31 protein-coding genes are annotated in these 25986 nt (G+C 70.8%); 27 read left to right on the forward strand and 4 right to left on the reverse strand.

Annotation, left to right across the window (positions count from 1 at the left end):
* Positions 1 to 35: 35 nt before the first annotated feature.
* The 13 genes from BBK82_RS16850 (at position 36) to BBK82_RS16910 (ending at position 10411) form a co-directional block, all read left to right on the forward strand.
* Positions 36 to 1352, forward strand: a complete 1317-nt coding sequence (locus tag BBK82_RS16850; RefSeq protein WP_065915859.1) for a glutamyl-tRNA reductase — start codon at positions 36 to 38, stop codon at positions 1350 to 1352.
* Positions 1349 to 2284: a hydroxymethylbilane synthase gene (hemC, locus tag BBK82_RS16855; RefSeq protein ID WP_065915860.1), complete on the forward strand. Its 936-nt coding sequence runs from the start codon at positions 1349 to 1351 to the stop codon at positions 2282 to 2284. The genes BBK82_RS16850 and hemC overlap by 4 nt, the downstream gene beginning before the upstream one ends.
* An 18-nt stretch (positions 2285 to 2302) precedes the next feature.
* On the forward strand, positions 2303 to 3835 hold the full coding sequence (locus BBK82_RS16860) for a bifunctional uroporphyrinogen-III C-methyltransferase/uroporphyrinogen-III synthase (RefSeq protein ID WP_065915861.1): 1533 nt from the start codon (positions 2303 to 2305) through the stop codon (positions 3833 to 3835).
* 76 nt (positions 3836 to 3911) lie between these two features.
* Complete coding sequence (gene hemB / locus BBK82_RS16865) at positions 3912 to 4886, forward strand: porphobilinogen synthase (protein ID WP_065915862.1); 975 nt, start codon at positions 3912 to 3914, stop codon at positions 4884 to 4886.
* Positions 4871 to 5383 carry a hypothetical protein gene (locus BBK82_RS16870; protein ID WP_154697354.1) on the forward strand — a complete coding sequence of 171 codons (513 nt, stop codon included), beginning with the start codon at positions 4871 to 4873 and terminating at the stop codon, positions 5381 to 5383. Before hemB ends, BBK82_RS16870 begins: the two co-directional genes overlap by 16 nt.
* A 9-nt stretch (positions 5384 to 5392) precedes the next feature.
* Positions 5393 to 5836 (forward strand): hypothetical protein, encoded by a 444-nt coding sequence (locus BBK82_RS16875; RefSeq protein ID WP_065915864.1) that lies wholly within the window; start codon positions 5393 to 5395, stop codon positions 5834 to 5836.
* A complete protein-coding gene (locus BBK82_RS16880; protein WP_065915865.1) occupies positions 5833 to 6237 on the forward strand; it encodes a hypothetical protein in 405 nt (134 codons plus the stop codon). The genes BBK82_RS16875 and BBK82_RS16880 overlap by 4 nt, the downstream gene beginning before the upstream one ends.
* Positions 6234 to 6851, forward strand: a complete 618-nt coding sequence (locus tag BBK82_RS16885; RefSeq protein WP_065915866.1) for a hypothetical protein — start codon at positions 6234 to 6236, stop codon at positions 6849 to 6851. Before BBK82_RS16880 ends, BBK82_RS16885 begins: the two co-directional genes overlap by 4 nt.
* On the forward strand, positions 6851 to 7273 hold the full coding sequence (locus tag BBK82_RS16890) for a hypothetical protein (protein WP_065915867.1): 423 nt from the start codon (positions 6851 to 6853) through the stop codon (positions 7271 to 7273). Before BBK82_RS16885 ends, BBK82_RS16890 begins: the two co-directional genes overlap by 1 nt.
* Before the next feature lie 189 nt (positions 7274 to 7462).
* Positions 7463 to 7921 carry a hypothetical protein gene (locus BBK82_RS16895; RefSeq protein WP_083267996.1) on the forward strand — a complete coding sequence of 153 codons (459 nt, stop codon included), beginning with the start codon at positions 7463 to 7465 and terminating at the stop codon, positions 7919 to 7921.
* An 11-nt stretch (positions 7922 to 7932) separates the two neighbouring features.
* Positions 7933 to 9228, forward strand: a complete 1296-nt coding sequence (gene hemL / locus BBK82_RS16900) for a glutamate-1-semialdehyde 2,1-aminomutase (RefSeq protein WP_065921135.1) — start codon at positions 7933 to 7935, stop codon at positions 9226 to 9228.
* Positions 9225 to 9857 (forward strand): histidine phosphatase family protein, encoded by a 633-nt coding sequence (locus tag BBK82_RS16905; RefSeq protein WP_065915868.1) that lies wholly within the window; start codon positions 9225 to 9227, stop codon positions 9855 to 9857. Before hemL ends, BBK82_RS16905 begins: the two co-directional genes overlap by 4 nt.
* Entirely contained in the window at positions 9854 to 10411 is a 558-nt protein-coding gene (locus BBK82_RS16910; protein WP_065915869.1) for a TlpA family protein disulfide reductase, read from the forward strand. Before BBK82_RS16905 ends, BBK82_RS16910 begins: the two co-directional genes overlap by 4 nt.
* A gap of 170 nt (positions 10412 to 10581) precedes the next feature.
* On the opposite strand, the gene BBK82_RS16915 is transcribed toward BBK82_RS16910, so the two are convergent.
* Complete coding sequence (locus BBK82_RS16915; RefSeq protein WP_065915870.1) at positions 10582 to 11571, reverse strand: M64 family metallopeptidase; 990 nt, start codon at positions 11569 to 11571, stop codon at positions 10582 to 10584.
* A 164-nt stretch (positions 11572 to 11735) separates the two neighbouring features.
* On the opposite strand from BBK82_RS16915, the gene BBK82_RS16920 reads away from it, so the two are divergent.
* The 4 genes from BBK82_RS16920 (at position 11736) to BBK82_RS16935 (ending at position 16370) form a co-directional block, all read left to right on the forward strand.
* Positions 11736 to 12512 (forward strand): cytochrome c biogenesis CcdA family protein, encoded by a 777-nt coding sequence (locus BBK82_RS16920; protein WP_065915871.1) that lies wholly within the window; start codon positions 11736 to 11738, stop codon positions 12510 to 12512.
* A gap of 41 nt (positions 12513 to 12553) precedes the next feature.
* Entirely contained in the window at positions 12554 to 14029 is a 1476-nt protein-coding gene (gene resB / locus BBK82_RS16925; protein WP_083268823.1) for a cytochrome c biogenesis protein ResB, read from the forward strand.
* Positions 14029 to 14952, forward strand: coding sequence for a c-type cytochrome biogenesis protein CcsB (gene ccsB / locus BBK82_RS16930; protein WP_065915873.1), 924 nt, complete (start codon positions 14029 to 14031; stop codon positions 14950 to 14952). The genes resB and ccsB overlap by 1 nt, the downstream gene beginning before the upstream one ends.
* A gap of 101 nt (positions 14953 to 15053) precedes the next feature.
* Entirely contained in the window at positions 15054 to 16370 is a 1317-nt protein-coding gene (locus tag BBK82_RS16935) for a MinD/ParA family ATP-binding protein (RefSeq protein ID WP_071812621.1), read from the forward strand.
* A gap of 53 nt (positions 16371 to 16423) precedes the next feature.
* Here the strand turns inward: BBK82_RS16935 and BBK82_RS51635 are convergent, their stop codons facing one another.
* Positions 16424 to 16591: a hypothetical protein gene (locus BBK82_RS51635; protein ID WP_089948887.1), complete on the reverse strand. Its 168-nt coding sequence runs from the start codon at positions 16589 to 16591 to the stop codon at positions 16424 to 16426.
* A gap of 56 nt (positions 16592 to 16647) precedes the next feature.
* On the reverse strand, positions 16648 to 16857 hold the full coding sequence (locus BBK82_RS16945) for a BldC family transcriptional regulator (protein ID WP_053737033.1): 210 nt from the start codon (positions 16855 to 16857) through the stop codon (positions 16648 to 16650).
* Between the two features lie 183 nt (positions 16858 to 17040).
* Between BBK82_RS16945 and BBK82_RS16950 the strand changes: the two genes are divergently transcribed.
* The 10 genes from BBK82_RS16950 to BBK82_RS16995 all read left to right on the forward strand — a co-directional run bounded on the left by BBK82_RS16950 (position 17041) and on the right by BBK82_RS16995 (position 25092).
* On the forward strand, positions 17041 to 17502 hold the full coding sequence (locus BBK82_RS16950; protein WP_053737032.1) for an Lrp/AsnC family transcriptional regulator: 462 nt from the start codon (positions 17041 to 17043) through the stop codon (positions 17500 to 17502).
* Positions 17503 to 17506: 4 nt separating this feature from the next.
* On the forward strand, positions 17507 to 17776 hold the full coding sequence (locus BBK82_RS16955; RefSeq protein WP_071812622.1) for a DUF4229 domain-containing protein: 270 nt from the start codon (positions 17507 to 17509) through the stop codon (positions 17774 to 17776).
* Between the two features lie 27 nt (positions 17777 to 17803).
* A complete protein-coding gene (gene cds1, locus BBK82_RS16960) occupies positions 17804 to 18892 on the forward strand; it encodes an L-cysteine desulfhydrase Cds1 (protein WP_065915876.1) in 1089 nt (362 codons plus the stop codon).
* 55 nt (positions 18893 to 18947) lie between these two features.
* Complete coding sequence (locus BBK82_RS16965; protein WP_065915877.1) at positions 18948 to 19253, forward strand: hypothetical protein; 306 nt, start codon at positions 18948 to 18950, stop codon at positions 19251 to 19253.
* A complete protein-coding gene (locus tag BBK82_RS16970; protein WP_065915878.1) occupies positions 19250 to 21796 on the forward strand; it encodes a methyl-accepting chemotaxis protein in 2547 nt (848 codons plus the stop codon). Before BBK82_RS16965 ends, BBK82_RS16970 begins: the two co-directional genes overlap by 4 nt.
* A 334-nt stretch (positions 21797 to 22130) precedes the next feature.
* Positions 22131 to 22874 (forward strand): hypothetical protein, encoded by a 744-nt coding sequence (locus BBK82_RS16975; protein WP_065915879.1) that lies wholly within the window; start codon positions 22131 to 22133, stop codon positions 22872 to 22874.
* Positions 22871 to 23254 carry a hypothetical protein gene (locus BBK82_RS16980; RefSeq protein WP_065915880.1) on the forward strand — a complete coding sequence of 128 codons (384 nt, stop codon included), beginning with the start codon at positions 22871 to 22873 and terminating at the stop codon, positions 23252 to 23254. The genes BBK82_RS16975 and BBK82_RS16980 overlap by 4 nt, the downstream gene beginning before the upstream one ends.
* On the forward strand, positions 23251 to 24231 hold the full coding sequence (locus BBK82_RS16985; RefSeq protein ID WP_065915881.1) for a hypothetical protein: 981 nt from the start codon (positions 23251 to 23253) through the stop codon (positions 24229 to 24231). Before BBK82_RS16980 ends, BBK82_RS16985 begins: the two co-directional genes overlap by 4 nt.
* 10 nt (positions 24232 to 24241) lie before the next feature.
* Positions 24242 to 24691, forward strand: a complete 450-nt coding sequence (locus BBK82_RS16990; protein WP_065915882.1) for a hypothetical protein — start codon at positions 24242 to 24244, stop codon at positions 24689 to 24691.
* Positions 24691 to 25092 (forward strand): hypothetical protein, encoded by a 402-nt coding sequence (locus BBK82_RS16995; protein ID WP_065921137.1) that lies wholly within the window; start codon positions 24691 to 24693, stop codon positions 25090 to 25092. The genes BBK82_RS16990 and BBK82_RS16995 overlap by 1 nt, the downstream gene beginning before the upstream one ends.
* 6 nt (positions 25093 to 25098) lie before the next feature.
* On the opposite strand, the gene BBK82_RS17000 is transcribed toward BBK82_RS16995, so the two are convergent.
* Positions 25099 to 25971 (reverse strand): 1,4-dihydroxy-2-naphthoate polyprenyltransferase, encoded by an 873-nt coding sequence (locus tag BBK82_RS17000; protein WP_065915883.1) that lies wholly within the window; start codon positions 25969 to 25971, stop codon positions 25099 to 25101.
* Positions 25972 to 25986 lie beyond the last annotated feature (15 nt).

The raw sequence follows: 25986 nt of genomic DNA on the forward strand, positions 1-25986 counted from the left end.
GTGAGCCAGACGGCTCCGGCAGACGTGGTGAGTGCATGAGCGTGCTCGTAGTCGGGCTTTCGCACCGCACCGCCCCAGTCCCGGTCCTGGAACGCGTCACCGTGGCCGAGCCGGACCTGCCCAAGGTCCTCGGCCAGCTGCTCGCCGCCCCCAGCGTCTCCGAGGCGATGGTCCTGTCGACCTGCAACCGGGTCGAGGTCTACGCCGTCGTCGAGTCGTTCCACGGCGGCATGTCCGAGGTCGTCGACGTGCTGGCCCAGCACGCCCAGGTCGACCCGCAGTCGCTGTACGAGCACTTCTACGTGCATTACGCCGCCGCTGCCGTCGAGCACCTGTTCTCGGTCGCGGCCGGCCTCGACTCGATGGTCGTCGGCGAGTCCCAGATCCTCGGCCAGCTGCGCGGTGCGTACGCGGCGGCGGACGAGGCGGGCACCGTCGGCAAGACCGTCCACGAGCTCACCCAGAACGCGTTGCGCGTCGGCAAGCGCGTGCACGCCGAGACGGGCATCGACCACGCGGGCGCGTCGGTCGTGTCCGAGGCCCTCGGTGACGCCGAGGCCGAGCTGGGCACCCTCGTCGGCAAGCGGGCGCTGCTCGTCGGCGCCGGCGCCATGGGTGGCCTGGCCGCCGCGCACCTGCGCCGGGCGGGCATCGGCGAGGTCGTCATCGCCAACCGGACGCAGGCCAACGGTGTGCGTCTCGCCACGTCCCTGCAGGCCGACGGGGTCCCCGCGACCGCCGTCGACCTGGGCGCGCTGGGTGTCGAGATCGACCTCGCGGACATCGTCTTCGCGTGCACCGGGTCGGTCGACACGGTGGTCCGCGCGGACCTGATCAGCACCCGCTCGCGGCCGCTGGTCGTGTGCGACCTCGGCCTGCCCAAGGACGTCGACCCGGCCGCGGCCGGGTTGCCGAACGTTCGTGTGGTCGACCTGGAAACGCTGCAGCGGCGCCTCTCGGACGCCCCCGCGGGCCAGGACGCCAGGCTGGCCGCCCAGCTCGTCGCCGACGAGGTGAAGGCGTACCTGGCGAGCCAGCGGTCCGCCGAGGTCACACCGACCGTCACGGCACTGCGCAAGCGGGCGGCCGAGGTGGTCGACGCCGAGCTGCTCCGCCTTGATTCGCGACTTCCCGAACTGGACGCCGCGACACGCGGTGAATTGGCCAAGACGGTGCGTCGCGTTGTAGACAAGCTCCTGCACACGCCGACCGTCCGGGTGAAGGAGCTCGCTTCCTCCCCTGGTGGCACCGGTTACGCGGAGGCTCTCCGCGAACTGTTCGGGCTCGACCCCCAGACGCCTGGGGTTGTCAGTCAGACCAAGCAAGCTCCTGTGGATGGTGAAACGCGGTGACCCGCACCCTACGGATCGGTACCCGTGGCAGCGCATTGGCGCTCGCCCAGACGGGGACCGTGGCCGAGGCGCTCAAGGCTGCCGGAGCCCAGGTCGAGATCGTCGTCATCAAGACGCCGGGTGACCTCTCCGACGCACCCATCGCGCAGATCGGCATCGGCGTGTTCACGTCGGCCCTGCGCGACGCTCTCGCGAACGACGAGATCGACATCGCTGTCCACTCCTACAAGGACCTGCCGACCGCGCCGGACCCGCGTCTGGTGATCGCGGCCGTCCCGCAGCGCGAGGACCCGCGCGACGCACTGGTGGCGCGCGACGGCCTCACGCTCGGCGAGCTGCTGCCGGGGTCCACCGTGGGCACCGGTTCCCCGCGCCGGGCGGCCCAGCTGGAGGCCCTCGGCCTCGGGCTGAACATCGTTCCGCTGCGCGGCAACGTGGACACCCGCATCGGCAAGGTGCGCAGCGGCGAGCTCGACGCCGTGGTGCTGGCCCGTGCCGGCATCGCGCGCCTCGGTCGCACAGCGGAGATCACCGAGAACCTGGAGCCCATCCAGATGCTTCCCGCACCCGCGCAGGGTGCGTTGGCAGTGGAGTGCCGGATCGACGACGTCGACGCCGAGCACCTGATCCAGTCCACTCTGGACGACTCGGCCAGCCGGGCCGCTGTGACCGCGGAGCGCGCCATGCTGGCTGCGCTCGAGGCGGGCTGCAGCGCGCCGGTCGGCGCGCTGGCCGATGTGGTGGAAGACCTCGACGACGAGGGCAAGGTCGTGTACCGACTTTCCCTGCGCGGGGTTGCAGCGACGCCGGAGAACGACCTCCTCCGGGCGTCCGCCACCGGTGACTTGACCGCAGCTGAGGAGCTCGGCCGGGCGCTGGCCGCCGAGTTGCTCGACCTCGGGGCCGCAGTGCTCAGCGGCCCAGAGGCGTAATCGATGGGGAGTGCCCTGATGACCCGCGCACGCAAGACCCCCGGACGCGTCGCCTTCGTGGGCTCCGGCCCAGGCGACACCGGGTTGCTCACGGTCCGGGCCCACGACTTGCTCACCAGGGCTGAACTCGTGGTCACCGACCCGGACGTCCCCGCTGACGTCCTCGCTACCGTGCCCGAGGGAGTCGAGGTCCGCCCCGCCGTCGGTGAGTCCGCCGACGTGGCCAAGGACCTGGTGAACGAGGCGAAGAACGGCGCGACCGTAGTTCGCCTCGTCGCGGGTGACCCGCTGACGCTCGACTCGGTCGTGAAGGAAGCGCAGGCCGTCGCGAAGTCGACGATCCCGTTTGACGTCGTACCCGGCGTGCCCTCGGGCACCGCGGTACCGGCGTACGCGGGTGTCGCGCTCGGTGGCGTGCACACCGAGGTCGACGTCCGCGCGGTGACGGACTGGGCCGGCCTCGCGTCCTCACCGGGCACGCTCGTGCTGCACGCGACCGGCTCGCACCTGGCCGAGGCCGCGTCGAACCTGGTCGAGAACGGCCTCGCGCCGCAGACCCCGGTCGCCGTGACCGCCGAGGGCACCGGTTTCCAGCAGCGCACCATCGACACGACGCTGGCCGCCGCGGCCGCCGACGCCGGTGAGCTGAGCGGCCCGCTGGTCGTCACGGTCGGTGCCGCCGCCGCCGCGCGCTCGAAGCTCTCCTGGTGGGAGTCGCGGGCGCTGTACGGCTGGCGCGTGCTGGTCCCGCGGACCAAGGAGCAGGCCGGCGCGATGTCCGAGCGGCTGCACTCGCACGGTGCGATCGCCGTCGAGGTGCCGACGATCTCGGTCGAGCCGCCGCGCAGCCCCGCGCAGATGGAGCGCTCGGTCAAGGGCCTGGTCGACGGCCGCTACCAGTGGGTCGTCTTCACCTCGACCAACGCTGTGCGCGCCGTGTGGGAGAAGTTCCGCGAGTTCGGCCTGGACGCCCGTGCGTTCTCCGGCGTGAAGATCGCCTGCGTCGGCGAGGCCACGGCCGCGAAGGTGCGCTCGTTCGGCATCATCCCCGAGCTCGTGCCGTCCGGTGAGCAGTCGTCCGAGGGCCTCCTCAACGACTTCCCGCCCTACGACGACATCCTCGACCCGGTCGACCGCGTGCTGCTGCCGCGGGCCGACATCGCCACCGAGACGCTGGCCGCGGGCCTGCGCGAGCGTGGCTGGGAGATCGACGACGTGACGGCGTACCGCACCGTGCGTGCGGCCCCGCCGCCCGCCGACACCCGCGAGATGATCAAGTCCGGTGGCTTCGACGCGGTGTGCTTCACCTCGTCGTCGACTGTGCGGAACCTGGTCGGCATCGCGGGCAAGCCGCACGCCCGCACGCTCGTCGCGTGCATCGGCCCGCAGACCGCCGAGACGGCGCGGGAGTTCGGCCTCCGGGTCGACGTGCAGCCCGAGGAGGCGAACGTGCCCGCGCTGGTCGACGCGCTGGCCGCCCACGCCGCCCGGTTGCGCGCCGAGGGAGCGCTGCCTCCTCCCCGCAAGACGAAGCGTCTGCGCAGGAGCTAATCGTTGAAGCCGTCGGGGCCGCTCAAGATCCTTTGAGCGGCCCCTTCGACTCTCTTCCGTCAGGGGAGTCAGACAGATGTACCCACTGCACCGGCCGCGGCGTCTGCGCACGACGCCCGCCATGCGCCGCCTCGTGTCCGAGACCGAGGTGCGCCCCCGGCAGCTGGTCCTGCCGATGTTCGTCAAGGAGGGGCTGACCGAGCCCTCCGAGATCAGCAGCATGCCCGGCGTGCTCCAGCACACCCGTGACTCGCTGCGCAAGGCCGCGGTCGAGGCCGTGCAGGCAGGAGTCGGCGGCCTCATGCTGTTCGGCGTCCCGGCCGAGCGCGACGCCGTCGGTTCCGCCGGCACCGACCCGGACGGCGTCCTCAACGTCGCGCTGAACGACCTGCGCGCGGAGCTGGGCGACAGCACCGTGCTCATGTCGGACTGCTGCCTCGACGAGTTCACCGACCACGGCCACTGCGGCGTGCTCGCCGCCGACGGCACCGTGGACAACGACGCGACCCTGCAGGCCTACGGCGAGCTGGCCGTGGCCCAGGCGCGCGCCGGCGCCCACGTCGTCGGCCCCAGCGGCATGATGGACGGCCAGATCGCCTTCATCCGCAACGCACTGGACGCGGCGGGCTTCACCGACACCGGCATCCTGGCCTACGCGGTCAAGTACGCCTCCGCGTTCTACGGTCCGTTCCGCGAGGCCGTCGAGTCGCAGCTCGCCGGCGACCGCAAGACCTACCAGCAGGACCCCGCGAACGCCCGTGAGGCGATGCGCGAGGTGCAGCTGGACCTCGCCGAGGGCGCGGACATGGTCATGGTCAAGCCCGCGCTGCTGTACCTGGACGTGCTGCGCGCGGTCGCCGAGGTGTCGGACGTTCCCGTTGCGGCGTACCAGATCTCCGGCGAGTACGCGATGATCGAGGCCGCTGCCCGCAACGGCTGGCTCGACCGCGAGCGCTCGATCCTGGAGTCGCTCACCTCGATCCGCCGGGCCGGTGCGGACATCGTGCTGACCTACTGGGCAGTGGAAGCCGCGCGGTGGTTGGACAGGTAGCTCCTCCGCCGGTCCCCAAGCTCGTCAACGCCGCACGCTGGTTGTGGATCTCCAGCGCCCTGCTGGGGATGGTGCGGTTCGTCGCCGAGCTGTTCGACCGCGAGTCACTGGTCGAGCAGGCACGCCGGCAGAACCCGGAGATGGGTCAGGACCAGATCGACGCCGGCGTGAACGGCGGGATCCTGTTCGGACTGCTTGTCGTCACCGCGGTCCTGCTGGCGTACACCCGCCTCGCGAACGCCATGGCGCGCGGGAAGAACTGGGCACGGGTCGTGCTGACCGTGATCGGTGCCGCGTCCGTCCTGTTCGGTCTGTTCCGGGTGGTCGCGTGGGCCGGTGGGATCGCCGCGGAGGTCGGTGTGGTGCTGCGGCCGGTGGACCTCGTGGTCACGGTCGTCACGGCCGGGCTGGACGCCACCGCGATCGTGCTGATGTGGCGGTCGTCCGCGCACTTCAGGAAGCGCGTCGCGGTGGACAGCAACTTCCTGCGGCCCTAAGTTCCGACCGTGACGTCTCCGAAGCAAACGGGCGCCCCCGGCACGATTACCGCGGGTTTCTGGCTCGTCGTCGTCGGCATGGCGTTCGTCGTGCTCACCTCGCTGTTCCTGTGGGTCAACCGGCAGGTGCTGATCGACACCCAGGTGCGGGCGAACACCAACCCGGAGTTCACCGCGCAGGAGATCGCCGACCTCGTGCCGACCGTGCTGCTGGTCGCGCTCGCGGTGAACGTGCTGCTGACCGCGCTGGCGGTGTTCTTCGGCAACCGCGTCCGCCAGGGCTCGCGCAGGGGCCGCACGAGCCTGTTCATCACGCTGATGATCGCGTTGTTCTTCCAGCTGTTCGTCGACAACCTGCTCGGGCTGGTCGCGGTCGTGGTCGCGGTGGGCGGGCTGGCGATGCTCTTCTTCCGGCAGTCCACCGAGTACCTCACCCGTGAGCAGGTGCTGTGAAAGAGCAAGAGGCGCCCAGGCCGATCAGGATCGCGGTCGGGCTGTGGCTCGCCATCGCGGTGTTCGTGCTGTTCGTGACCGGCGGGCTGTGGTTCCAGCGCGGGCAGGTGCAGGAGCTCACGAAGTGGACGTCCGGTCAGGTCACGAGCTTCCTGGTGACGCTGACGGTGGTCGCGGTGATCTTCGCGGCGGCGTACGCGTGGCTGACCCGGTTGTTCCTGCGCCGCAGGAGGTGGGCGCGGATCGCGTTGTCGGTCATCGCGATCGTGCACATGCTGTGGCTGCTGGTCCTCGGGATCAGCGCGGCGAACCTGGTCACGTTGCTGCTCATCTGTGTCGCAATCGTCTTCACGTGGCAGCCGCGTGCGGCACAGTGGTTCGCGGAGGTGCGTGACGAGTGACCGACCCGCAGAACCCCTGGCAGAACCCGGACCAGTACGCCCAGCCGGGCCAGTACCCGCAGCAGCACCAGTACCCGCAGCAGCACCAGCCGACGAGCCAGTACCAGGTGCAGCCGGTGCACAACCCGGCCTGGTCGATGGCACCGCTGAACCCGGTGCTGCCCGAGGAGATGGCCCCACCGCGGCCGGCCACGATCACCGCGGCGATGTGGATCTGGATCGCCGCCGCGGTCCTGGCGGTCGCCGTGTGGCCGGTGCTCGTCATCGGCAACACCGAGTCGTTGATCGGCAGCGGGAACGTGACCGAGGAGGACCGGTCGGCCGCCGAGCTGGGCGTGACGACGCTGGCGGTGTTCGCGGGCTTCGGCATGCTCGTGGCCGCGGCGCCGTACGTCGCGTTCGCCGTCGTGCTGCGCAACGGGCAGAACTGGGCCCGGATCCTGCTGACCATCCTGGGCGCGCTCGGGTCGTTGACGATGATCGGGACGCTGTTGTTCGCGGTGCGCGCGGACTCGTGGCAGCCGGGGGTCGTGCTGACCGTCCTGGTCCTGGGGCTGACCGTCGCGGCCGTGGTGCTGCAGTTCATGCCGGCGTCGAACAGGTACGTGCGTTAGTGCCCCTGTACCGAGAGTCCGGCAGCAGCTGGTGGCCGCTCCTGTGGGGCCCGGCGTTCGCGGTCGCGGGCTACCTGGTCGAGCGGATCACCGGACCGGCTTCGGTGGCGCTGTGGACGATCGTGGGGCTCGGGTTGTTGCTGGGCGCGTTCCTGTGGGTCTACGGGCGGGTGAAGGTCGGCAGCGTGCGGCTCACGACCGAGGACGTGCAGTTCGGGCGGGAACGGCTGCCGATCGCGATGGTCGAGGCCTTCCAGGACGTGGGCGCGCCGACCGGGGCACGGGTGCTCGGCGGCGGCTGGTCGGTGCCCAAGGGGACGACGGCGGTGCCGTTGCGGCTGCTCGACGGCACCGTGGTGCTCGGGTGGGCGCGCGATCCGGAAGCCTTGGTCGCCGAGCTGCGCAAGGTCGTGAGAAGGTGAGCGACGTGACAGAGGCAAGGTCGGACACCGGGTCGGGCTCCGCGCAGGACGGCAAGCCCGCGGAACTGTCCGAGGAGTTCGTCGACCGCCGCGAGGACGACAAGACCGCGGCACCGGCGGGTGAGCCCGCCGACGCGCGCGTCGAGGAGCGCGGCACTCAAGACCGCGCCGTCGAGTCCGCCAACGGCCGTGCCTCCGCTGAGTCCGCTGACGGCCGCGCTTCTGCCGAGCCCGCCAACAGCCGCGCCTCAGCCGAGCTCGCTGACGGCCGCGCCCGCCGAGCCCGCCGACGACGAGCCGACCGCGGAGGAGCTCTCCTACGCGGCCGCCTTCCCGCCGGACCCCGCACCCGCGCAGCCCTCCGCCGGTCTGAACCAGCCCCGGCGCGCGCTGATCGCCGCCGGTGAGGTCGTGGCGGTCGTCGCACTGGCGCTGGTCGCCGTCTGGGCGTGGAACCGCGGCATCACCAAGCTCGCCTACCCGCTCGAGGGCCGCGAGCCGCTGATCTCGACCCAGTACCACGGCAACTGGCTGGGCACGGCCGTCGGCTGCGTCACGATCGCCGCGATCCTCCTGCTCGACGCCGTCCGCCAGGGCGTGCTGGCCGTGCGCACCCGGCCGGGGAAAGCCGCCGACGCCGACGTGTGAGACTGGGGTACGTGACTGCGAGTCGATCCCAGGCCCTGTTCGAGCGCGCGTCGACGCTGACCCCCGGCGGGGTCAACTCTCCGGTGCGGGCGTTCCACTCCGTCGGCGGCACCCCGCGGTTCATGGTCCGCGGCGAGGGCCCGCACCTGTGGGACGCGGACGGCAACCGCTACGTCGACCTGGTGTCGTCATGGGGGCCGATGATCCTCGGGCACGCCCACCCCGCGGTCGTCGAGGCCGTGCAGAAGGCCGCTGTCCACGGGCTGTCGTTCGGCACGCCCACCGAGGGTGAGATCGACCTCGCCGCCGAGATCGTCGACCGGGTCGAGCCGGTCCGCCAGGTCCGCCTGGTCAACTCCGGCACCGAGGCCACGATGAGCGCGATCCGCCTCGCGCGCGGCTTCACCGAGCGTCGCAAGATCGTCAAGTTCGCCGGCTGCTACCACGGCCACGTCGACGCGCTGCTGGCCCAGGCCGGCTCCGGCGTCGCGACGCTGGGCCTGCCGACCTCGCCCGGTGTCACCGGCGCCCAGGCAGCGGACACCCTCGTGCTGCCCTACAACGACATCGAGGCCGTGCGGGCGGCGTTCGCGGAGAACCCCGGCGAGATCGCCTGCGTGATCACCGAGGCCGCCGCGGGCAACATGGGTGCCGTCGCGCCGCTGCCCGAGTTCAACGCCCAGCTCCGCGAGCTCTGCGACGCCGAGGGCGCGCTGCTGGTCATGGACGAGGTCATGACCGGCTTCCGCGTCTCCCGCGCGGGCTGGTTCGGCCTGGAACGCGTCAAGGGCGATCTCTACACGTTCGGCAAGGTCATGTCCGGTGGTCTGCCGGCGGCGGCGTTCGGCGGCCGCGCGGACGTGATGGCCCGCCTCGCGCCCTCCGGCCCCGTCTACCAGGCGGGCACGCTGTCCGGGAACCCCGTCGCCGTGGCCGCGGGCCTCGCGACCCTGCGCAACGCCGACGAGGCCGTCTACCAGGCGCTGGACCGCAACGCGACCCGCCTGGGCGCCCTGTTCACCGCCGCGCTGACCGAGGCCGGCGTCACGCACCGCGTGCAGTTCGCCGGGAACCTGGTGAGCGTGTTCTTCGGTTCTGAAGAGGTGAAGGACTACGCGGGCGCGCAGGCGTGCGAGACGTGGCGCTTCCCGCCGTTCTTCCACGCACTGCTCGAACGCGGCGTGTACGCACCGCCCTCGGCGTTCGAGGCGTGGTTCGTCAACGCCGCCATGGGTGAAGAGGAGTTCGACGTGATCGCCGACGCGCTGCCCCACGCGGCCCGTGCCGCCAAGGAGGCCCGCAAGTGACCAGCACCACCGTCGTCCACCTGCTCCGCCACGGCGAGGTGCACAACCCGACCGGCATCCTGTACGGCCGCATCCCCGGCTTCAAGCTGTCCGAGCGGGGCCAGAAGCAGGCGCTGACCGTCGCCGAGCACCTCGCCGACCACGACATCGCACACGTCGTCGCCTCACCGCTGGACCGCGCACAGCAGACCGCCGCGCCGATCGCCGACTCCCACCGCCTGGAGCTCGCGACCGACGAGCGGCTGATCGAGGCCGACAACCAGTTCGAGGGCCTGAAGGTCTCCGTGGGCGACGGCGCACTGCGGTCACCGGAGCACTGGCCGAAGCTCGTGAACCCGTTCAAGCCGTCCTGGGGCGAGCCGTACATCGAGATCGCCCACCGGATGCTCGGCGCGATCCAGCGCGCCCGCGTCGCCGCCGAGGGCCACGAGGCCGTCTGCGTGTCCCACCAGCTGCCGATCTGGACCGTCCGCCGGTTCCTGGAGGGCAAGCGCATGTGGCACGACCCGCGCAAGCGCGAGTGCTCGCTCGCGTCGCTGACGTCGCTGCACTTCCAGGGCGAACAGCTGGTCCGGATCAGGTACTCCGAGCCGGTCGGCGCGACGAACCCGAGGGTGACCGGCGCATGAAGCGGTTGCTGGTCCTGCTCCTCCTGCTCTCCGGCTGCACGGTCGGCAAGGACGCGTCCCAGGTCGGCGGCGGCGACTTCTACCTCGTCGCACCCGGCGGCCAGGTGAAGATCCGCTACGCCCCCGCCGAGCGCAAGGAGCTCAAGGGCCTCGAAGGCGAGTCGCTGCTGGAGCCCGGCAAGACGGTCCGGCTCTCCGACTACGCGGGCAAGCCGGTCGTCATCAACATCTGGGGCGCCTGGTGCGGTCCGTGCCGCACCGAGGCACCCGAGATGCAGAAGCTCTTCGACGCGGGCACGCAGGTCATCGGGGTCGACGTGAAGGAGACCTCACCCGAGCACCCGCGTGACTTCATGAACAGCCGCAAGCTGACGTACCCGTCGATCTACGACCCGTCCGGCCGCAGCTTCATCAACGTCTTCAAGGGCCTGTCGCCCAACGTGGTGCCGTCGACGTTCGTGATCGACAAGAACCACAAGGTGGCGGCGGTGTTCCTGCAGCCGGTGCTGGAGCAGGACCTCAAGCCGGTGGTGGAGGAGCTCGGCAAGGAGTGACGGTCAGTCGTCCGTGCGGGTGGTGACGAGCGCGGGCTGTTCCCGGGGCTCCGCCCCCAGACCCTGGCACTCCCGAAGAAGCCATCCACCGCGGGGCTGCTGGAGTTGGGCGGGTTGGCTTTTCGTCTCGCCTTCGGCTCGATCAAGAGCGAGCGCCTGTGGTGCGTGAGCTAGTTGCCCGCGGGCGGTGTCACCGGCGTGTTCAGCGACGGGATCTTCGCCTTGAACGCCTTGATCATCGCGTCCCGCCCGATCGAGTTGAACTCCTTGCCCAGCGTCCGCATGATCGAGTTCGGCGTCGGCCGGTACAGGCCGTTCTTGTAGTACCGCGCACCCTCGACCGGACCGATCACCGCGCCGTCCGGGGAGGGCTGGCCCAGGTACTCGCCCCACTTCGCGCCCGTCGGGTCTTTGGTGACGTTGATCTCGCGCGGTTCGTTGCCGGTGTAGGTGACGTACGGGTAGTCGTACTCGTCGGCCAGGCCGCCGATGGAGTGGCCGAGCTCGTGGATGGCGATCTGGCCCGCCTGGGCGTTGGAGCCCGACGCGGTGGCGACGGAGCCGCCCGCGCCGCCGTACTTGGCCGTGTTGCCCAGTGCGATGACCTGGTCGGCGGCTGGGGCGAGGGCGGCGAACTGCTTGGCCTTCGTCTCGTTGACGCACAGCAGGCGTTCGGTGTTCGCGTCGCGGCCCTGGCACCAGAAGCCCATGTCCAGTGCGGTGTCCTTCGCGATGCCGCGCGTGGGGTCGTGGTCCACGCCGGACTCCGGGGAGACCACGTTGACCTGCCACACGTTGAAGTAGTCCTTGTAGGACGCGAAGGGCTCCACTGCGGACAGTTCGGTCCACTTGCTCAGGACGTTGGCGGAGTAGGTGGACAGGTCGGCGTCGGTGTAGCCGTCGCCGACGAAGACGAGGTCGAAGCGGTCGGCCGAGTCGCCGGTGACCTGGACCGGGACCACCTCGGCGGCGGCGAGCAGACGGAAGTCCGAGGGCTTCTCGGCGGGGGCCTTCGGGGTCAGCGCTTGGGTGATCGAGCCGTCCTCGTTGAACACCTCGCGCCACTCCATCGCGGGGGCGGCGCCACCGGCCGGCGCTTGGGCGAAGAGGGCCAGCGCGGTGATGGTCAACGCCGGGAAGATCAGCCGGGAACGTCGCATGTGATGACGCTAAGCACACGTGATGTCACCCACAAGGCGGCAATTGCCGGTACTTCAGCCCAAGCGGCGCGACAGAACACGCGACAAACCGTGCGATGAGCCGCTGAACGCGAAAGGCGACACCGGTGGACGCGTGATCTGGGCAACTACCTACTCTGAGGTGTGTGAACCCCACCGATCTTGCGATCTCCGGGCCGTTGCTGCTGGCCACCGGGGTCGCCTTGCTCGCTGGTTTCATCTCCTTCGCCTCCCCGTGCGTGGTGCCGCTGGTGCCCGGCTACCTGGCGTACCTCGCCGGGCTGGTCGGAGCCGAGGCGCCGCGGGTCGAGGCGAACGAGCCGGCGAAGGCCGGGCGGTGGCGGGTCGCGGGTGCGTCGATGCTGTTCGTCGGCGGGTTCACGGTGGTCTTCGGGCTGGCGACGATCGCGGTGCTCGGGGCGTCGCAGGCGTTGTTCCTCAACAACGACCTGTTCCAGCGCATCGGCGGTGTGGTCACCATCCTGATGGGACTCGTGTTCGTCGGGCTGGTGCCGCAGCTGCAGAAGGACGTGCGGTTCCACCACAGGCCCAAGGCCGGGCTGGTCGGGGCGCCGTTCCTCGGTGCGGTGTTCGCGCTCGGGTGGACGCCGTGCCTCGGGCCGACGCTCGCCGGGGTGCTGGCGCTCGCGCAGAGCACGCAGGTCGGGTCGACCACCGGGCGCGGGGTGCTGCTGGTGCTCGCCTACTGCATGGGGCTCGGGTTGCCGTTCGTCGTGCTGGCGCTCGGGGCCCGCTGGGCGCTCGGGGTGACCAGCTGGCTGCGCAGGCACGCGCGGCACGTGCAGATCTTCGGTGGCGTGCTGCTGGTCCTCGTGGGCATCGCGCTCGTGACCGGGCTCTGGGGTGAGTTCGTCGGGTGGCTGCGCTACTCGTTCGTCGACGTCGTGGAGTTGCCGCTCTAGTGACCGCCTTCCTGCGCAACACGTGGCGCGGCCTCACCTCGATGAGGACCGCGCTGACGCTGCTGTTCCTGCTCGCGCTCGCGGCCATGCCCGGTGCGTTGCTGCCGCAGCGGTCGCTGAACTCGGCCAAGGTCGACGACTACGTCCGCGAGCGCGGCTGGTGGGGCGAGCTGCTGCAGAAGCTCGGCTTCTTCGAGGTGTACGCGACGCCCTGGTTCGCGGCGATCTACCTGCTGCTGTTCACCAGCCTCGTCGGCTGCCTGCTGCCGCGCACGGTCGAGTACTTCAAGCAGATGCGCGCGAAGCCGGTGCTGACGCCGCGCAACCTCTCGCGCATGCCGCACCACGCGCAGGCCGAGCTGGGCATCACGCCGGACGAGGCCGTTGCCAGGGCGAAGAAGGCCATGCGCGGCTGGCGGATGGAGACCGGCGAGGGCACGGTCAGCGCCGAGCGCGGGTTCCTGCGCGAGACCGGCAACCTGGTCTTCCACTTCGCGCTGCTCGGCCTGCTCGTCTCGTTCGCGCTGGGCAAGATGTACAACTACGAGGGCCAGGTCATCGTCCAGGCCAACGGCGGCCAGTTCTGCAACGGCGGCATCTTCAACTACGACCAGTTCCGGCCGGGCCTGCGCGTCGACGGCACCGAGCTCACGCCGTTCTGCGTCGAGATCGGCAAGTTCTCCGCGGAGTACCTCGACAACGGCCAGCCCGTCGGCTACCAGGCCGACATCCGCTACCAAGCCGGCGAGGACCTGGAGACCAACACCTGGCGGCCGTACAACCTGCAGGTCAACCACCCGCTGCGGACCAGCGGCGACCGGCTCTACCTGCTCGGCCACGGCTACACGCCCACGTTCACGGTGACGTTCCCCGATGGCCAGAAGCGCACGCAGGGCATCCAGTGGCTGCCGACCGACCAGCTCACGCTGGCCTCCGAGGGCGCCACGAAGTTCGACCCGCCGGGGATCACCGACTCCGAGCAGCGCCGCAAGAACCAGATCGCGGTCACCGGCCTGCTGGCGCCGACCCCGTTGCTGCACGGCAACATCCTGAACTCGAAGTTCCCCGCGCTGAACGACCCGATGGTCGCCGTCGACGTGTACCGCGGCGATCTCGGGGTGGACGACGGACGTGGTCAGTCGATCTTCTCGATCGACCAGAAGCTCGTCGAGCAGGGCCGGTTGCAGAAGGTCGCGCGCAAGAACCTCGCGCTGGGCGAGGAGCTCACGCTCGACGACGGCACCAAGGTCCGGTTCGACTCGGTCAGCGACTGGGTGTCGCTGCAGGTCTCGCACGACCCGACACAGGGGTACGTGCTGGCGTTCGCCGTGCTGATCATCCTCGGGCTCGGCGTCTCGCTCACGGTCAAGCGCCGTCGCGTCTGGGTGCGTGCGACCCCCTTGGAGGACGGGCGTACGTTGGTCGAGGTCGGCGGGCTCGCCCGCACTGACCAGGCGGGATACGGCGAGGAGTTCACGCGGCTGGCCCGCGCGGTGCTGATAGGGGAGAAGTCCTGATGCCGGTCAACGAGACCCTCGCGACATACAGCGACTGGCTGTACCGCAGCGCACTCGGGGTCTACTTCTTCGCGATGGCGTTCTACCTGGTCGAACAGGCCTTCACGCGGGCGCCGCGCAAGTCCGAGGCCCTGGTCGGCGCCGGTGCGCCGGTCTCCGGCCTGGCCGAGGAGCCGAGCAGGCGCGAGGTCAGCAGGCCGGAGCGGTTCGGCCGCATGGGCGCCGCGCTGACCGTGCTCGGCGCGGTGCTGCACCTGGGTTCACTGGTCCTGCGCGGCCTGTCCGCGGGCCGGGCGCCCTGGGGCAACATGTACGAGTACATGTCGCTGCTGTGCCTCGCGGCCGTGGTGGCGTGGATCGTGCTGATGGCGAAGTTCCCGATCCGTCGCCTCGGCGCGTTCGTGCTGGTGCCGATCTGGATCCTGCTCTTCCTCGGCGGCACGGTGCTCTACGCCGAGTCCGCGCCCGTGCAGCCGGCGCTGCGCTCGTACTGGCTCGTGATCCACGTGTCGGTGATCTCGATCTCGTCCGGCGTGCTGCTGATCCCCGGCGTGACGTCGGTGCTCTACCTGCTCAAGGACGGCCGCGACGACCGGCTGCCGAAGCTGCCGTCGGCCGACGTGCTCGACCGGATGTCCTACCGCACCACGGTGCTCGCGTTCCCGCTGTTCACCGCGGGCATCATCTGCGGCGCGATCTGGGCGGAGGCGGCGTGGGGCCGGTTCTGGGGCTGGGACCCCAAGGAGACGGTGGCGTTCGTCTCCTGGGTGGTCTACGCGGCGTACCTGCACGCGCGGGCGACGGCCGGATGGCGTGGCCGCGGGGCTGCCTGGATCAACGTGGCCGGGTTCGCGCTGAACGTGTTCAACCTGTTCTTCATCAACTTGGTCACCAGCGGGTTGCATTCCTACGCGGGTCTCTAACGACTTAGCCCCCAGGTCGATGGAACCGTTGCAGGGTGCGTACCGTCGCACCCCGGGGTCGGGGAAGTCTCGGTCCCTCTTGCTCAGGGAGGGCCACAGCGGTGACATGGCAACCACCGGGTGAGGAACAGGGCTCCGGCCCGCAGTACGTCGACCCGCAGGCGGCGGCCTACCTCGACCCGCAGCAGTCCGGTCCGCAGCACATCAGCGGCCAATCAGGTCCTTACCCCGTTGCCGGTGGCCAGTCAGGTCCGTACCAGGTGCCCGGTGGCTCGGGTGCGTACCAGGTCCAGGGCGGTTCCGGTCCGTACCAGATGCCGGGCGGTCAGTCGGGGCCGTACCAGGTGGCCGGCCAGTCGGGTCCGCACCAGGTCGGTGGCGGCCAGTCCGGCCAGCACCAGGTCGGTCAGCACCAGGTCGGCCAGCACAACACGGCCCAGTACGGCCAGTTCGCCGGCCAGCAGTACCCGAACAACTTCCCGCAGCAGCAGTACCGCTCGCAGGCCCAGGAAGTGTCGTCGCAGCAGCTCATCAAGAAGGAGAAGCGCCCGCCCGCCTCCGGGTGGCGCAAGTCGCTGCACTCGATGACCGGCGGCATGATCAACCTCGGCGAGAGCCCCGCCGACCTGCGCCGGCGCGAGCTGATCGGGCGGATCAACCAGCCGCTGCGCGGCTGCTACAAGATCGCGATGCTGTCGCTCAAGGGCGGCGTCGGCAAGACCACGACGACGACCACGCTGGGCTCGACGTTCTCGTCGCTGCGCGGTGACCGGGTCATCGCCGTGGACGCGAACCCGGACCGCGGCACGCTGGCGTTGAAGATCCCGCGGGAGACCACGGCGACCGTGCGGCACCTGCTGCGCGACGCCACCCGGATCAAGAAGTACAGCGACGTGCGCGCGTACACCTCGCAGTCGCCGTCCCGCCTGGAGGTGCTCGCCTCCGAGCAGGACCCGGCGGTGTCGGAGGCGTTCAGCGAGGACGACTACCGGCGCACGGTGTCGTTGCTGGAGCTCTTCTACAACATCGTGCTGACCGACTGCGGCACCGGCCTGATGCACTCGGCCATGAAGGGCGTGCTGGACGAGGCGGACTCGCTGGTCCTGGTGTCGTCCGGCTCGGTCGACGGCGCGCAGACCTCAGCGGCCACGCTCGACTGGCTGGAGGCGCACGGCTACGGCGCACTCGTCGCGAAGTCGGTGTGCGTCATCAACTCGGTGCGCCCGAAGTCCGGCAAGGTCGACCTGGACAAGCTCGCCGCGCACTTCGCGCAGCGCTGCCGGTCCGTGGTCCGCATGCCGTTCGACGCGCACCTCGAAGAAGGCGCCGAGATCGAGCTGGACAAGCTCGCACCGGAGACGCGCCTGGCGCTGCTGGAGCTCGCCGCGGTGGTCGCGGACGACTTCCCCAACGCCTGACGCTGATCAGGAGAGCAACGGGAGGGGCCCCGGAGTCGGGGCCCCTTTTCCGTTCACTCCTCGCGCTTGCGCTTCTCGTCGAGCTTGCGCAAGAACTCCGGGTCGTCGTCAGGGGCGATCACCTTGCGGCCCGGGGTGTACTCCGAATGCTGTGGGGCGAACGCTCGCCACACGAGCACAGCCACGGTGAGCGCACCGATCACCGCCAGCAGGTAGATCATCTGGTCGCCACCTCCCTTTGCCACGAGATTACCCGCGCACAGGGTTTACTACGGTTTCAATGGCGAACGGGTTCAGTCGCCTCGGTCGTCAGCTCGGTGAGCAGTGCCTTCACCTCGGTCTCACGGAACCTGCGGTGTCCTCCAGGGGTGCGGATCGAGCCGATGCGGCCAGCGGTCGCCCACCGGGTCACGGTCTTCGGGTCGACCCGGAACAGGTTGGCCACTTCGCCAGGCGTCAACAGGCGCTCGGTCGCTGCAGCAGTCACTACTGCCTCCTCAGATCAGACGTTCCGGTCTGATCGTGGCATCCCACCCGTCAGGTACTCGAACGCTTGTTGTTTGGTAAAGAGGTAGTAAGGGACGACTGTCGCGTTTCGGACATGGGATGGTCGGTCCGGCAACTGTGACCGGGACGACGTGCACGCGTGTGCAGCGCCTAAGGTGTCCGCGTGGATGCACTTGATCGTCAGATCATCGCCGCGCTGCGGGCCAACGGGCGGGCCACCTACGCCGACCTGGGCCGACAGGTCGGGCTCTCGGCCTCCGCGGTGCACGAACGGGTCGGCAAGCTCGAGTCCGCCGGTGTGATCGTCGGCTACCACGCCGTCGTCGACCCCAGCTCGGTCGGCCTGGGCGTGACCGCGCTGATCGGCATCCACCCCACCGACACCGCGGACGACAACGAGGTCGCGGACGAGCTGGCCGAGCTCATCGAGGTCGAGTCCTGCTACCGGGTGGCGGGCGACGAGTCGTTCATCGTGAAGGTGCGCGTCGCCACCGTGGACGACCTGGAGAAGTCCCTGGGCAGGTTGCGGCGCATCCCGGGCGTTGCCCGAACGCGCACGACCGTGGTGTTGTCCACGCGTTTCGAAGGACGGCCGAACACGTCCGACGAAGGCGACGTAACCTGAACGGGTGCTCGCTCGAGATGTGACCCTGTACGTTCTCGCCCGCTTCGGTCTCGTCGCGGTGGTGACGGGCGCGCTCGTGCTCTTCAAAGTGCCGTTCCTGGTCGCACTGGCGGTCGGTGTGGTCGTGGCGCTGCCGGCGTCGTTGTTCGTGTTCAAGGGGCTGCGCGAGCGCGTCGCGGCCGGCCTGAACGCGCGGGACGAGGTGCGCAAGGCCGAGCGGGACAAGCTGCGCGCCCAGCTGCGCGGTGACGAAGGTCCCGTCACCCGGGCGTGAACGCCGGGCGCGGTTATCGTGCCCGCTGTGAGCACTTCTGTAGACCGGTGTTGCAGCAGGACCAGGCACTGGGTGCGTGAGGCCGTCGGAATCATCGAGGCGGACGCGAACCGCAGCGCGGACACGCACCTGTTGCGCTACCCGCTGCCGCTCGACTGGGGCATCGACCTCTACCTGAAGGACGAGTCGACGCACCCGACCGGGTCGTTGAAGCACCGGCTGGCGCGGTCGCTGTTCCTCTACGCGATCTGCAACGGCTGGGTGACCGGTGGCACGCCCGTGATCGAGGCGTCCTCGGGCTCGACGGCGGTCTCGGAGGCGTACTTCGCGCGGTTGCTGGGGCTGCCGTTCATCGCGGTGATGCCGCGGTCGACGTCGGCGGAGAAGGTCGCGCTGATCGAACGCCAAGGCGGCCGGTGCCACTTCATCGACGACCCGTCCACGATCTACGACGAGTCCCGTCGCCTGGCCGCCGAGCTGGGTGGCCACTTCATGGACCAGTTCACCCACGCCGAGCGCGCGACCGACTGGCGCGGGAACAACAACATCGCCGAGTCGATCTTCGACCAGATGCGGCTGGAGCCGTCGCCGGAGCCCGAGTGGGTCGTCGTGGGCGCGGGCACGGGCGGCACGTCGGCGACCATCGGCCGGTACATCCACTACCGCAAGCTGAACACCCGCCTGGCCGTCGTGGACCCCGAGCACTCGGTGTTCTTCGACGCGTGGCGCGACAGCGACCCCGGCCTGGCGGGCACGCGGGGTTCGCGGATCGAGGGCATCGGCCGGCCGCGGGTGGAGCCGTCGTTCGTCGGCCAGGTGATCGACCGGATGATCAAGGTGCCGGACGCGGCGTCGGTGGCGACCATCCGGCACGTCGAGGAGCTGCTCGGCCGGCGTGTCGGCGGTTCTACCGGCACGAACCTGTGGGGTGCGTTCCAGATCGTCGCCGAGATGCGCCAGTCGCGGACCCGCGGGAGCGTGGTCACCCTGCTCTGCGACGGCGGCGAGCGTTACGCGAACACCTACTACGACGACTCATGGGTAGCGGCTCAGGACATGGACCTCGCGCCGTGCCTGGACCGGTTGAACAACTTCCACCGCACGGGGAACTGGTGACGAGAGCGCTGCGTCACAGCGTGACCTGAGCACTTTGAGTCCGAGGGGGACCGCCGTGGCGCTGTTTTCAACAGACGCTGCCGAACTGCGCGCGTACGCCGAGTACCTGCGCACCGAGGCAGCGGAGTTCGAGACGATCCGCAAGTACGTCCACGCCACGGCCTGCGACAAGAGCGGCTTCACCGGCCTGCTGACGTTGCTGCAGCCGGGCGTGGACCTCGTGCGCGCGCTCTTCGACGAGACCCTCGACTTCGGCAAGTCGAAGCTGGAGGGCACCGCCACCGGCGTGGAGGCCACCGCCGCCGTCTACGAGAAGGTCGAACTGGCCCAGCAGAAGATCTTCGAGGGCCTCCTGCGATGACCACCGCCTACTCCTCCCCGCGCCCGGTCTCCGGCTCGTTGCAGCAGCCGGAGGTCGACACGGCCTCGCTGAACGACGTCCTGCAGGACCAGGGCTGGGGCGTCCAAGCCGTCAACTGGGTCTTCGAGGCCGTGACCGGTGAGAGCCTGGTCGCCACGATCATCACGCCGATCACCGGCGACTGGTCGAAGATCCGCGCCGACGGCGACGCCTGGCGCATGGTCGGCAACGCCATGAACGACATGTCCTACAACCTGACCGACGCCGTCGGAAAGGTGCGGGACTCGTGGGACGGCGAGGCCGCGCGTTCCCACGAGATGTACATCGCGCTGGGCTGGAAGGCCGGCCTCCTCGCGGAGATGGGCGTCGCCCAGCTGATCGCGAAGGGCTTCGACACGGTCGCCTCCGGCGCCGAGGCCCTGGGCAAGCAGGCCGCCCGCCTGCTCGACTACCTCGTCAACAAGCTCCTGCAGGCGGCCGCCACCGTCTGGATCCCGGTGGCAGGCTGGATCAAGGCCGCCGAGATGGTCTGGAACGCCTACCAGATCTACCGCCGCGTCATGGACATCATCGACACGGTCAAGAAGCTCATCACCGACGTCAAGGCCCTCTTCGACGCCGTGGGCCGCGTCGCCTCCGCCATCGGCAAGCTCAAGGACGCCGACTCCCTCGCCGAGGTCATGAACGCCACCCAGGAGGTGGCCGAGGGCGCCCGCGACGTGCGCAACAGCGTCCGCGACATCCACGAGGGCATCCAGGCCGTCAAGGAGTCCGCCACCGAGATCGGTGACCGGGGCCGCGACATCGGCTCAACTGTCCGCGAGGTCTACTCGCCTGCGGGCGGCGGTGCCGACGGCACGAAGGCCGCCTCCGTCTCCACCCCGGTGGCCGCCCCGGTCTCCGCCCCGCCCGTGGTCAACTCGCCCGCCGACACCACCGCCCCCTCGGCCGGTGCCGGTGCTGGCGGTGGCGGCGGTGGTGCTCCTGTCTCCGCCCCGCCTCCCGTGCGCTCCGGCTCAGGTGCTCCCGCGGCTTCCGGCGGTCCCGCGCCTTCAGGTGGCCCGGTGGTCCGCCCCGACACCACCCACGCGGCCGGCGCCGCCCCCGCAGCCCGCCCGCACACTCCAGCACCCCGGTCGGCGGCGCCATGCCGATGGGCGCACCGATGGCTCCAGGCGCAGGCGGCGCGACCAGCAACGCTCCGGCCCTCGCCCGGCTCCACCGCCACCTCGAACGCCGCCACCGCAGCGCCGTCCCGACCACACCTCGCCCAGCCGGTGGTCCCGGCTCGGCCCTGCCGTCACCGCAACCAGCTCGGGCCTGCCTTCGCCGGCGGGCCACTCCACGCCGGGCTCCGGCGCGGGCTCGGGCGGCACCTCTTCGGCCCACGCCCGACGCCGGGCGGCTTGCCGTCGCCTTCGGGCCAGGGCTCGGGCTTGCCGTCGCCTTCGGGTCACGGCCCCAGCGGCTCGCCTTCGGGCCAGGGATCGGGCTTGCCGTCTCCGGCCGGCCACAGCTCCGGTCCGGGCTCGCCTTCGCCCGCTGGCAACGGCTCCGGCGGCTCGGGGCTGCCCTCACCCGCCGGTCACGGCTCGACTCCGGGCTCGCCCGGTGGTTCGGGTGGCTCCGGCCTGCCTTCACCCGCTGGTCACGGCTCGACTCCGGGCTCGCCCGGTGGTTCGGGTGGCTCCGGCCTGCCTTCACCCGCTGGTCACGGCTCGACTCCGGGCTCGCCCGGTGGTTCGGGTGGCTCCGGCCTGCCTTCACCCGCTGGTCACGGCTCGACTCCGGGCTCGCCCGGTGGTTCGGGTGGCTCCGGCCTGCCCTCGCCCGCCGGTCACGGCTCGACTCCGGGCTCACCCGGTGGTTCGGGTGGCTCCGGCCTGCCTTCACCCGCCGGCCACGGCCCCAACGGCTCGGGCTCGGGTCTGCCCTCGCCCGCCGGCCACGACAGCACCCCGCAGGCCTCCACCCCGACGGACACCCGCCCCACGACACGCCGCGCCGCACGACACGCCCCGTCGGGCACCACGCCCCACGACGGCGGCCCGCGCCCGCACGACACGACTCCGCAGGACCAGTCGGCTCCGCGTCCGCACGACACCACCCCACAGGACCAGTCGACCCGCGTCCGCACGACACGACGCCGTCGACCACCCCGCACGACGGCGGCCCGCGCCCGCACGACCCACGCCTCGGGCCCGTCCCAGGACGGCCGTCCGCAGGACAGCGGCCCCGTCCCACGACTCCACGCCCCAGGACCAGTCGACGCCGCGTCCGCACGACCCCAGCGGCTCCCCGACGGACCGCCCCCACGACACGACCCCGGCCGACAGCACCCGTCCGCACGACGCCGACGGCCGTCCCGCGACACGGACGGCTCGCCTCGGCCCACCGACGGTTCGCCAAGCGACACCGACGGCCGTCCCGCGACACGGACGGCTCGCCTCGGCCCACCGACGGCGCGCCGGGCGACACCGACGGCCGTCCCGCGACACGGACGGCTCGCCTCGGCCCACCGACGGCGCGCCGGGCGACGCTGACGGCCGACCGCACGACACGGACGGCTCCCGCGCGACACGACGGCCGACCACACGACGCCGACGGCCGGCCCCGCGACACGGACGGCTCGCCCCGTGACGCCGATGGCACTCCTCGGGACACCGACACCAGCGGCACCGACGCCCCCGCCCCACGACGACAACACCCCACCACCACGACACCCCGGCGGACCGCGACAACGACCCCGACCGCCCCCACGACACCACCGGCGGCCACGGCGACAGCAACAACGGCGACAACAACGGCGGCAACGGTGACGGCCCGCCCCGTTCGCCCCAGGGCCACGACCTCACCCCGCAGTTCGACAACGCCGCCATGGCCGCCCAGGGCGACGGCTACCAGCGCCAGCTGGAGACGATCCTGCCCAACGAGGCCGACCGCCAGCGGTACGAGCAGCTCAGCAAGACCCTCTCCACCGACCTCACCCCGGACGAGGCCCGGCACGTCGCCGACGTCCGCAACCAGCTGACGGTCGGCAACGGCGACATCGTCACCAAGGCCCTCAACCAGGGTGCGATGGACACCTACCTGCCCAGCACGCCGCACCCCGACGGCGACCGCAGGCAGCAGTGGCAGAACCAGGTCGGCGGGTCGATCGCGCGTGGTGTCGACGTGGTCGACATCAACACCCCGCAGCAGCTGCGGGACGGGCTCGCGCTCGACGACAAGGGGGCCGGGTGGACGCCGATTCCCGCGAACGCCGACTCGGCGATGCAGCTGCGGTACAAGCTCGACGACACCACGGCGGGGGAGGCGTTCATCCCGTTCGGCGGGCCGAACAAGGAGACCTACGCCGACGCGGCCGAGCAGCAGCGGTACGACGACGCGGCGCAGCGGATGGCCGACGCGGGTGGTGCGGCCACGCCGAACCGGAACCTCGACCCGTTCACGGGCACCGGGTCCACGGGTGGCGGTGTGCCGGAGTGGATCGTGCCGCGGGGCACGGACCTGCCTGACCGCGCCGAGATCTGGCAGGTCGACCGGGACGGCGGCGAGCGCCTGCACGCCGTCTACGACAGCCGCTACGGCTGGTACCAGCTGCCCGCGGGTACGCCATGACCCACGAGTTCGACGTCGCCGAGTACCGCGGCGAGACCTACCGCACGAGCCGGAGCGAGGCGGCCGAGAACCACGTCTGGCTCATCAAGATCGGCGAGAAGGCACCGGAACGGCAGGTGCCCATCGCCGACCTCAACGCCTGGTACCGCGAACGCGTCAGGGCGACGTGGCGCGGGCAGCCGTTCCGCGTCACCAAGGAGCACAACGGCCGGGCGACTGTCGACTACGTCGGGCACGATGGCACCTGGGCGAAGCAGAACGGTCTGGAAGGCGACCGGTACAACGGCTTCTACGGCACGATCGACGCGGCAGAGCTGGAGAACGTGCAGGTCGACCGCACCGACCACCTGGCGCGGTGGAAGAAGGAGAACCAGGGATGACCACCCCACAGGCCGTGCACAAGGCAGCGGGCATCGGGCCGGAGACCATCCTGCAGAAGATCGTGCACCCCGCGACCGCGCAGCTGCACCTGGGCAACGTCACGATCAACGGCCGGTTCGAGCCGCACCGGACGGCCGGGTTCGTGACGCGCGGCCAGGACTTCCCGCAGGGGACCGCGCAGCAGTTCGCGCAGGCGTTCGGCGTCGACAAGGTCGAGGGCTGGCCGCAGGGCACGCAGTACGTGTTCCGGTTCTACGCGCACACCACCGAGCTCTTCGAGACCAGCTTCGGCGGTCCCGACCTCGAGGGCGCGCGGAAGATGGGCACGAACCGCGTGCTGCCGCTGCCCTTCACCGGCACCGGGTACACGCCCAGCGAGAGCCCCATCCCCGAGTACGTCATGGAGCTCTCCGAGTTCGCGGCCGGCACCGAGCTGTGGCGCTTCGAGCCGAACGGCGACGGCCGCAGCGTCGGCAAGTACATCGACCGCCAGGTCGGCTGGGTGCCGACCGGTGACGTGGGCTTCGGGCCGGGGAAGTACTGGCAGGCACCGGTTCCGCTGCGGCCGACCGTCCGGCGTGGACTGATGGCGCGCTACCGCGGCCAGGACTTCGAGGTCGACTTCGCGCCACGGCCGGGCGGGCTCGTCCTGCACCCGTTCCCCGGTCAGCCGGCGCCGGAGGACTTCACCGAGCGCAACGGCTACTGGTGCCTGGAGGTGCCGGACGCCGTGGTCGACGAGCTCGTGCACGTCCGCAAGCTCTGCACGTTCCGCGGTGCGCCGTTCGAGGTGCTGGGCATCCAGGCCGACCAGGTCACGCTGCACTACCTGGGCGAGAACTACCAGCAGGCGCAGGAGCTCGGGCTGGCCGAGGTCGACTTCCGGCAGTGGCGCACGTTCGCCGCCCGTGGTGAGCTGACCGACGTACGCGACGAAGTCAGGCCGATGCCACGCGGCCTCTTCGGGTCGAACTGACGGGGAGAGCATGAGCACGCCCAACGACAGCTGGAAGACGCCGGAGCTGCGCGCGGCCGAGGCGCAGGTCGACGCGCGCTTCAAGGAGGCGCAGGACCTGGCGAACCGGCTGAAGGACACGCCGCTGCCGCCGGTCCCGCCGGTCGACTTCAAGGCGATCGCCCAGCAGGTCGAACGCGCCGCAGGCGAACGCGACGCCCCCGAACAGCTGAAAGCCTTGAAGCGCAAGGTGGACGCGGGCGAGTTCAGCTGGGAGGACGTCGTCTCCGGCAAGGCCGCGCAGGACCCGGACGTGCAGGCGATGCAGCAGGAGAACGTCAACAAGATGAAGCAGGCGTTCCAGATGCTGCAGGAGGGCATGACCGCCGAGGAGATCATGAACGCCCAGGGCCCGCGCCGCGGCGGTGGCGACGACGGCGACGAGATGGACCCCGGCGTCTTCACGGAGGACAAGTGGTGATGACAGCCTGGCGGACGCCGGACATCGTTGCGGCGGAGGACTTCCTGACCCAGGCGGTCAGGGAGGCCGAGCGCGACTTGCGTCAGACCGCCCAGGGCCTGCGCGGCAAGGAACCGTCCACTGAGGACGTGCGCAGGGTCATGCAGTTCGCCAAGTCCAGCGAGGCCTCACCGGCGATGCGGCAGCTGGCCGACCGCATCGCTCGCGGCGCCGGGCTGAGCTGGCGTCAGGTCCTCACCGGCGAGGCGGGCCACGACCCGTTGGTGCGCCAGGCGCTCGAGGCCGACCGCGCCAAGCTCGACGAGCTGATCAAGGGCGAGACGGCCCCGCCGCCGCAGCCGCGCAGGCCGCAGCGCCAGGACGACGACGAGCCCACCCAGTTCACCGAGGACGCCTGGTAGAGGTTCTCAGTCCAGGAACAGGGCCACGCTGACCAGCACGGCCCAGGCGAGCATCGCGATCCCGGTGAACTGCAGCACCGGGATCAGCTCACGCCCCTGCCGTCCCGCCGCCACCCGGCGCACCGCGGGCAGCAGCACCGGCGCCGCCAGGAACCCGAGCAACGCGTACGGCACCCGCACGGTCATGCCCACGGCGATCAGGAACGGCACCGCCACCAGCGCCAGGTAGAGCCGGCGGGTGTCCTTGTCCCCCAGTACGACCGCGAGCGTGCGCTTGCCCGACACCGCGTCGGTCGGGATGTCCCGCAGGTTGTTCGCGACCAGCACGGCCGCCGAGATGCAGCCCATCGCGATCGACGCCCCGATGCCGATACCGGTGATCTCCCCGGCCTGCACGTACAGCGTGCCCAGCACCGCGGCCGGCCCGAAGAAGAGGAACACCGCGATCTCACCGAGGCCCGCGTAGCCGTACGGCCGCTTTCCACCCGTGTAGAACCACGCGCCCGCGATGCACACGGCACCGAAGGCCAGCAGCCACCAGAACCCGGACAGCACGACCAGCGCGACCCCGGCCAGCGCGCCGACGCCGAGCGAGATGAACGCCGCCAGCCGCACCTTCTTCGGCTCCGCGGCACCGGAACCGGTGAGGCGGAACGGCCCCACCCGGTCGTCGTCGGTGCCGCGGATGCCGTCGGAGTAGTCGTTCGCGTAGTTCACGCCGATCTGGAACGCGATCGACACGACCAGCGCGAGCCCCGTGAAGAGCGGGGTGAACTCGTCGATGTGGTGCGCCGCCGCCGCGCCGACGACCACCGGGGCGATCGAGTTCGGCAGCGTGCGGGGGCGGGTCCCCTGGATCCACTGGACGACTGAGGCCATGCCTCCATCCTCCGC

This window comes from Lentzea guizhouensis, assembly GCF_001701025.1.
Taxonomy (GTDB): domain Bacteria; phylum Actinomycetota; class Actinomycetes; order Mycobacteriales; family Pseudonocardiaceae; genus Lentzea; species Lentzea guizhouensis.

Excerpts from the sequence above, each read along its gene's own strand:
- BBK82_RS16970 (WP_065915878.1), top strand. The coding sequence starts at position 19,250 with ATGACCACCGCCTACTCCTCCCCGCGCCCGGTCTCCGGCTCGTTGCAG.
- BBK82_RS16985 (WP_065915881.1), top strand. The coding sequence starts at position 23,251 with ATGACCACCCCACAGGCCGTGCACAAGGCAGCGGGCATCGGGCCGGAG.
- BBK82_RS16975 (WP_065915879.1), top strand. The coding sequence starts at position 22,131 with ATGGCCGCCCAGGGCGACGGCTACCAGCGCCAGCTGGAGACGATCCTG.
- BBK82_RS16980 (WP_065915880.1), top strand. The coding sequence starts at position 22,871 with ATGACCCACGAGTTCGACGTCGCCGAGTACCGCGGCGAGACCTACCGC.
- BBK82_RS16850 (WP_065915859.1), top strand. The coding sequence starts at position 36 with ATGAGCGTGCTCGTAGTCGGGCTTTCGCACCGCACCGCCCCAGTCCCG.
- resB (WP_083268823.1), top strand. The coding sequence starts at position 12,554 with ATGAGGACCGCGCTGACGCTGCTGTTCCTGCTCGCGCTCGCGGCCATG.
- BBK82_RS51635 (WP_089948887.1), bottom strand. The coding sequence starts at position 16,591 with ATGATCTACCTGCTGGCGGTGATCGGTGCGCTCACCGTGGCTGTGCTC.
- BBK82_RS17000 (WP_065915883.1), bottom strand. The coding sequence starts at position 25,971 with ATGGCCTCAGTCGTCCAGTGGATCCAGGGGACCCGCCCCCGCACGCTG.
- BBK82_RS16995 (WP_065921137.1), top strand. The coding sequence starts at position 24,691 with ATGACAGCCTGGCGGACGCCGGACATCGTTGCGGCGGAGGACTTCCTG.
- BBK82_RS16910 (WP_065915869.1), top strand. The coding sequence starts at position 9,854 with ATGAAGCGGTTGCTGGTCCTGCTCCTCCTGCTCTCCGGCTGCACGGTC.
- BBK82_RS16860 (WP_065915861.1), top strand. The coding sequence starts at position 2,303 with ATGACCCGCGCACGCAAGACCCCCGGACGCGTCGCCTTCGTGGGCTCC.
- hemB (WP_065915862.1), top strand. The coding sequence starts at position 3,912 with ATGTACCCACTGCACCGGCCGCGGCGTCTGCGCACGACGCCCGCCATG.
- ccsB (WP_065915873.1), top strand. The coding sequence starts at position 14,029 with ATGCCGGTCAACGAGACCCTCGCGACATACAGCGACTGGCTGTACCGC.
- BBK82_RS16990 (WP_065915882.1), top strand. The coding sequence starts at position 24,242 with ATGAGCACGCCCAACGACAGCTGGAAGACGCCGGAGCTGCGCGCGGCC.
- BBK82_RS16915 (WP_065915870.1), bottom strand. The coding sequence starts at position 11,571 with ATGCGACGTTCCCGGCTGATCTTCCCGGCGTTGACCATCACCGCGCTG.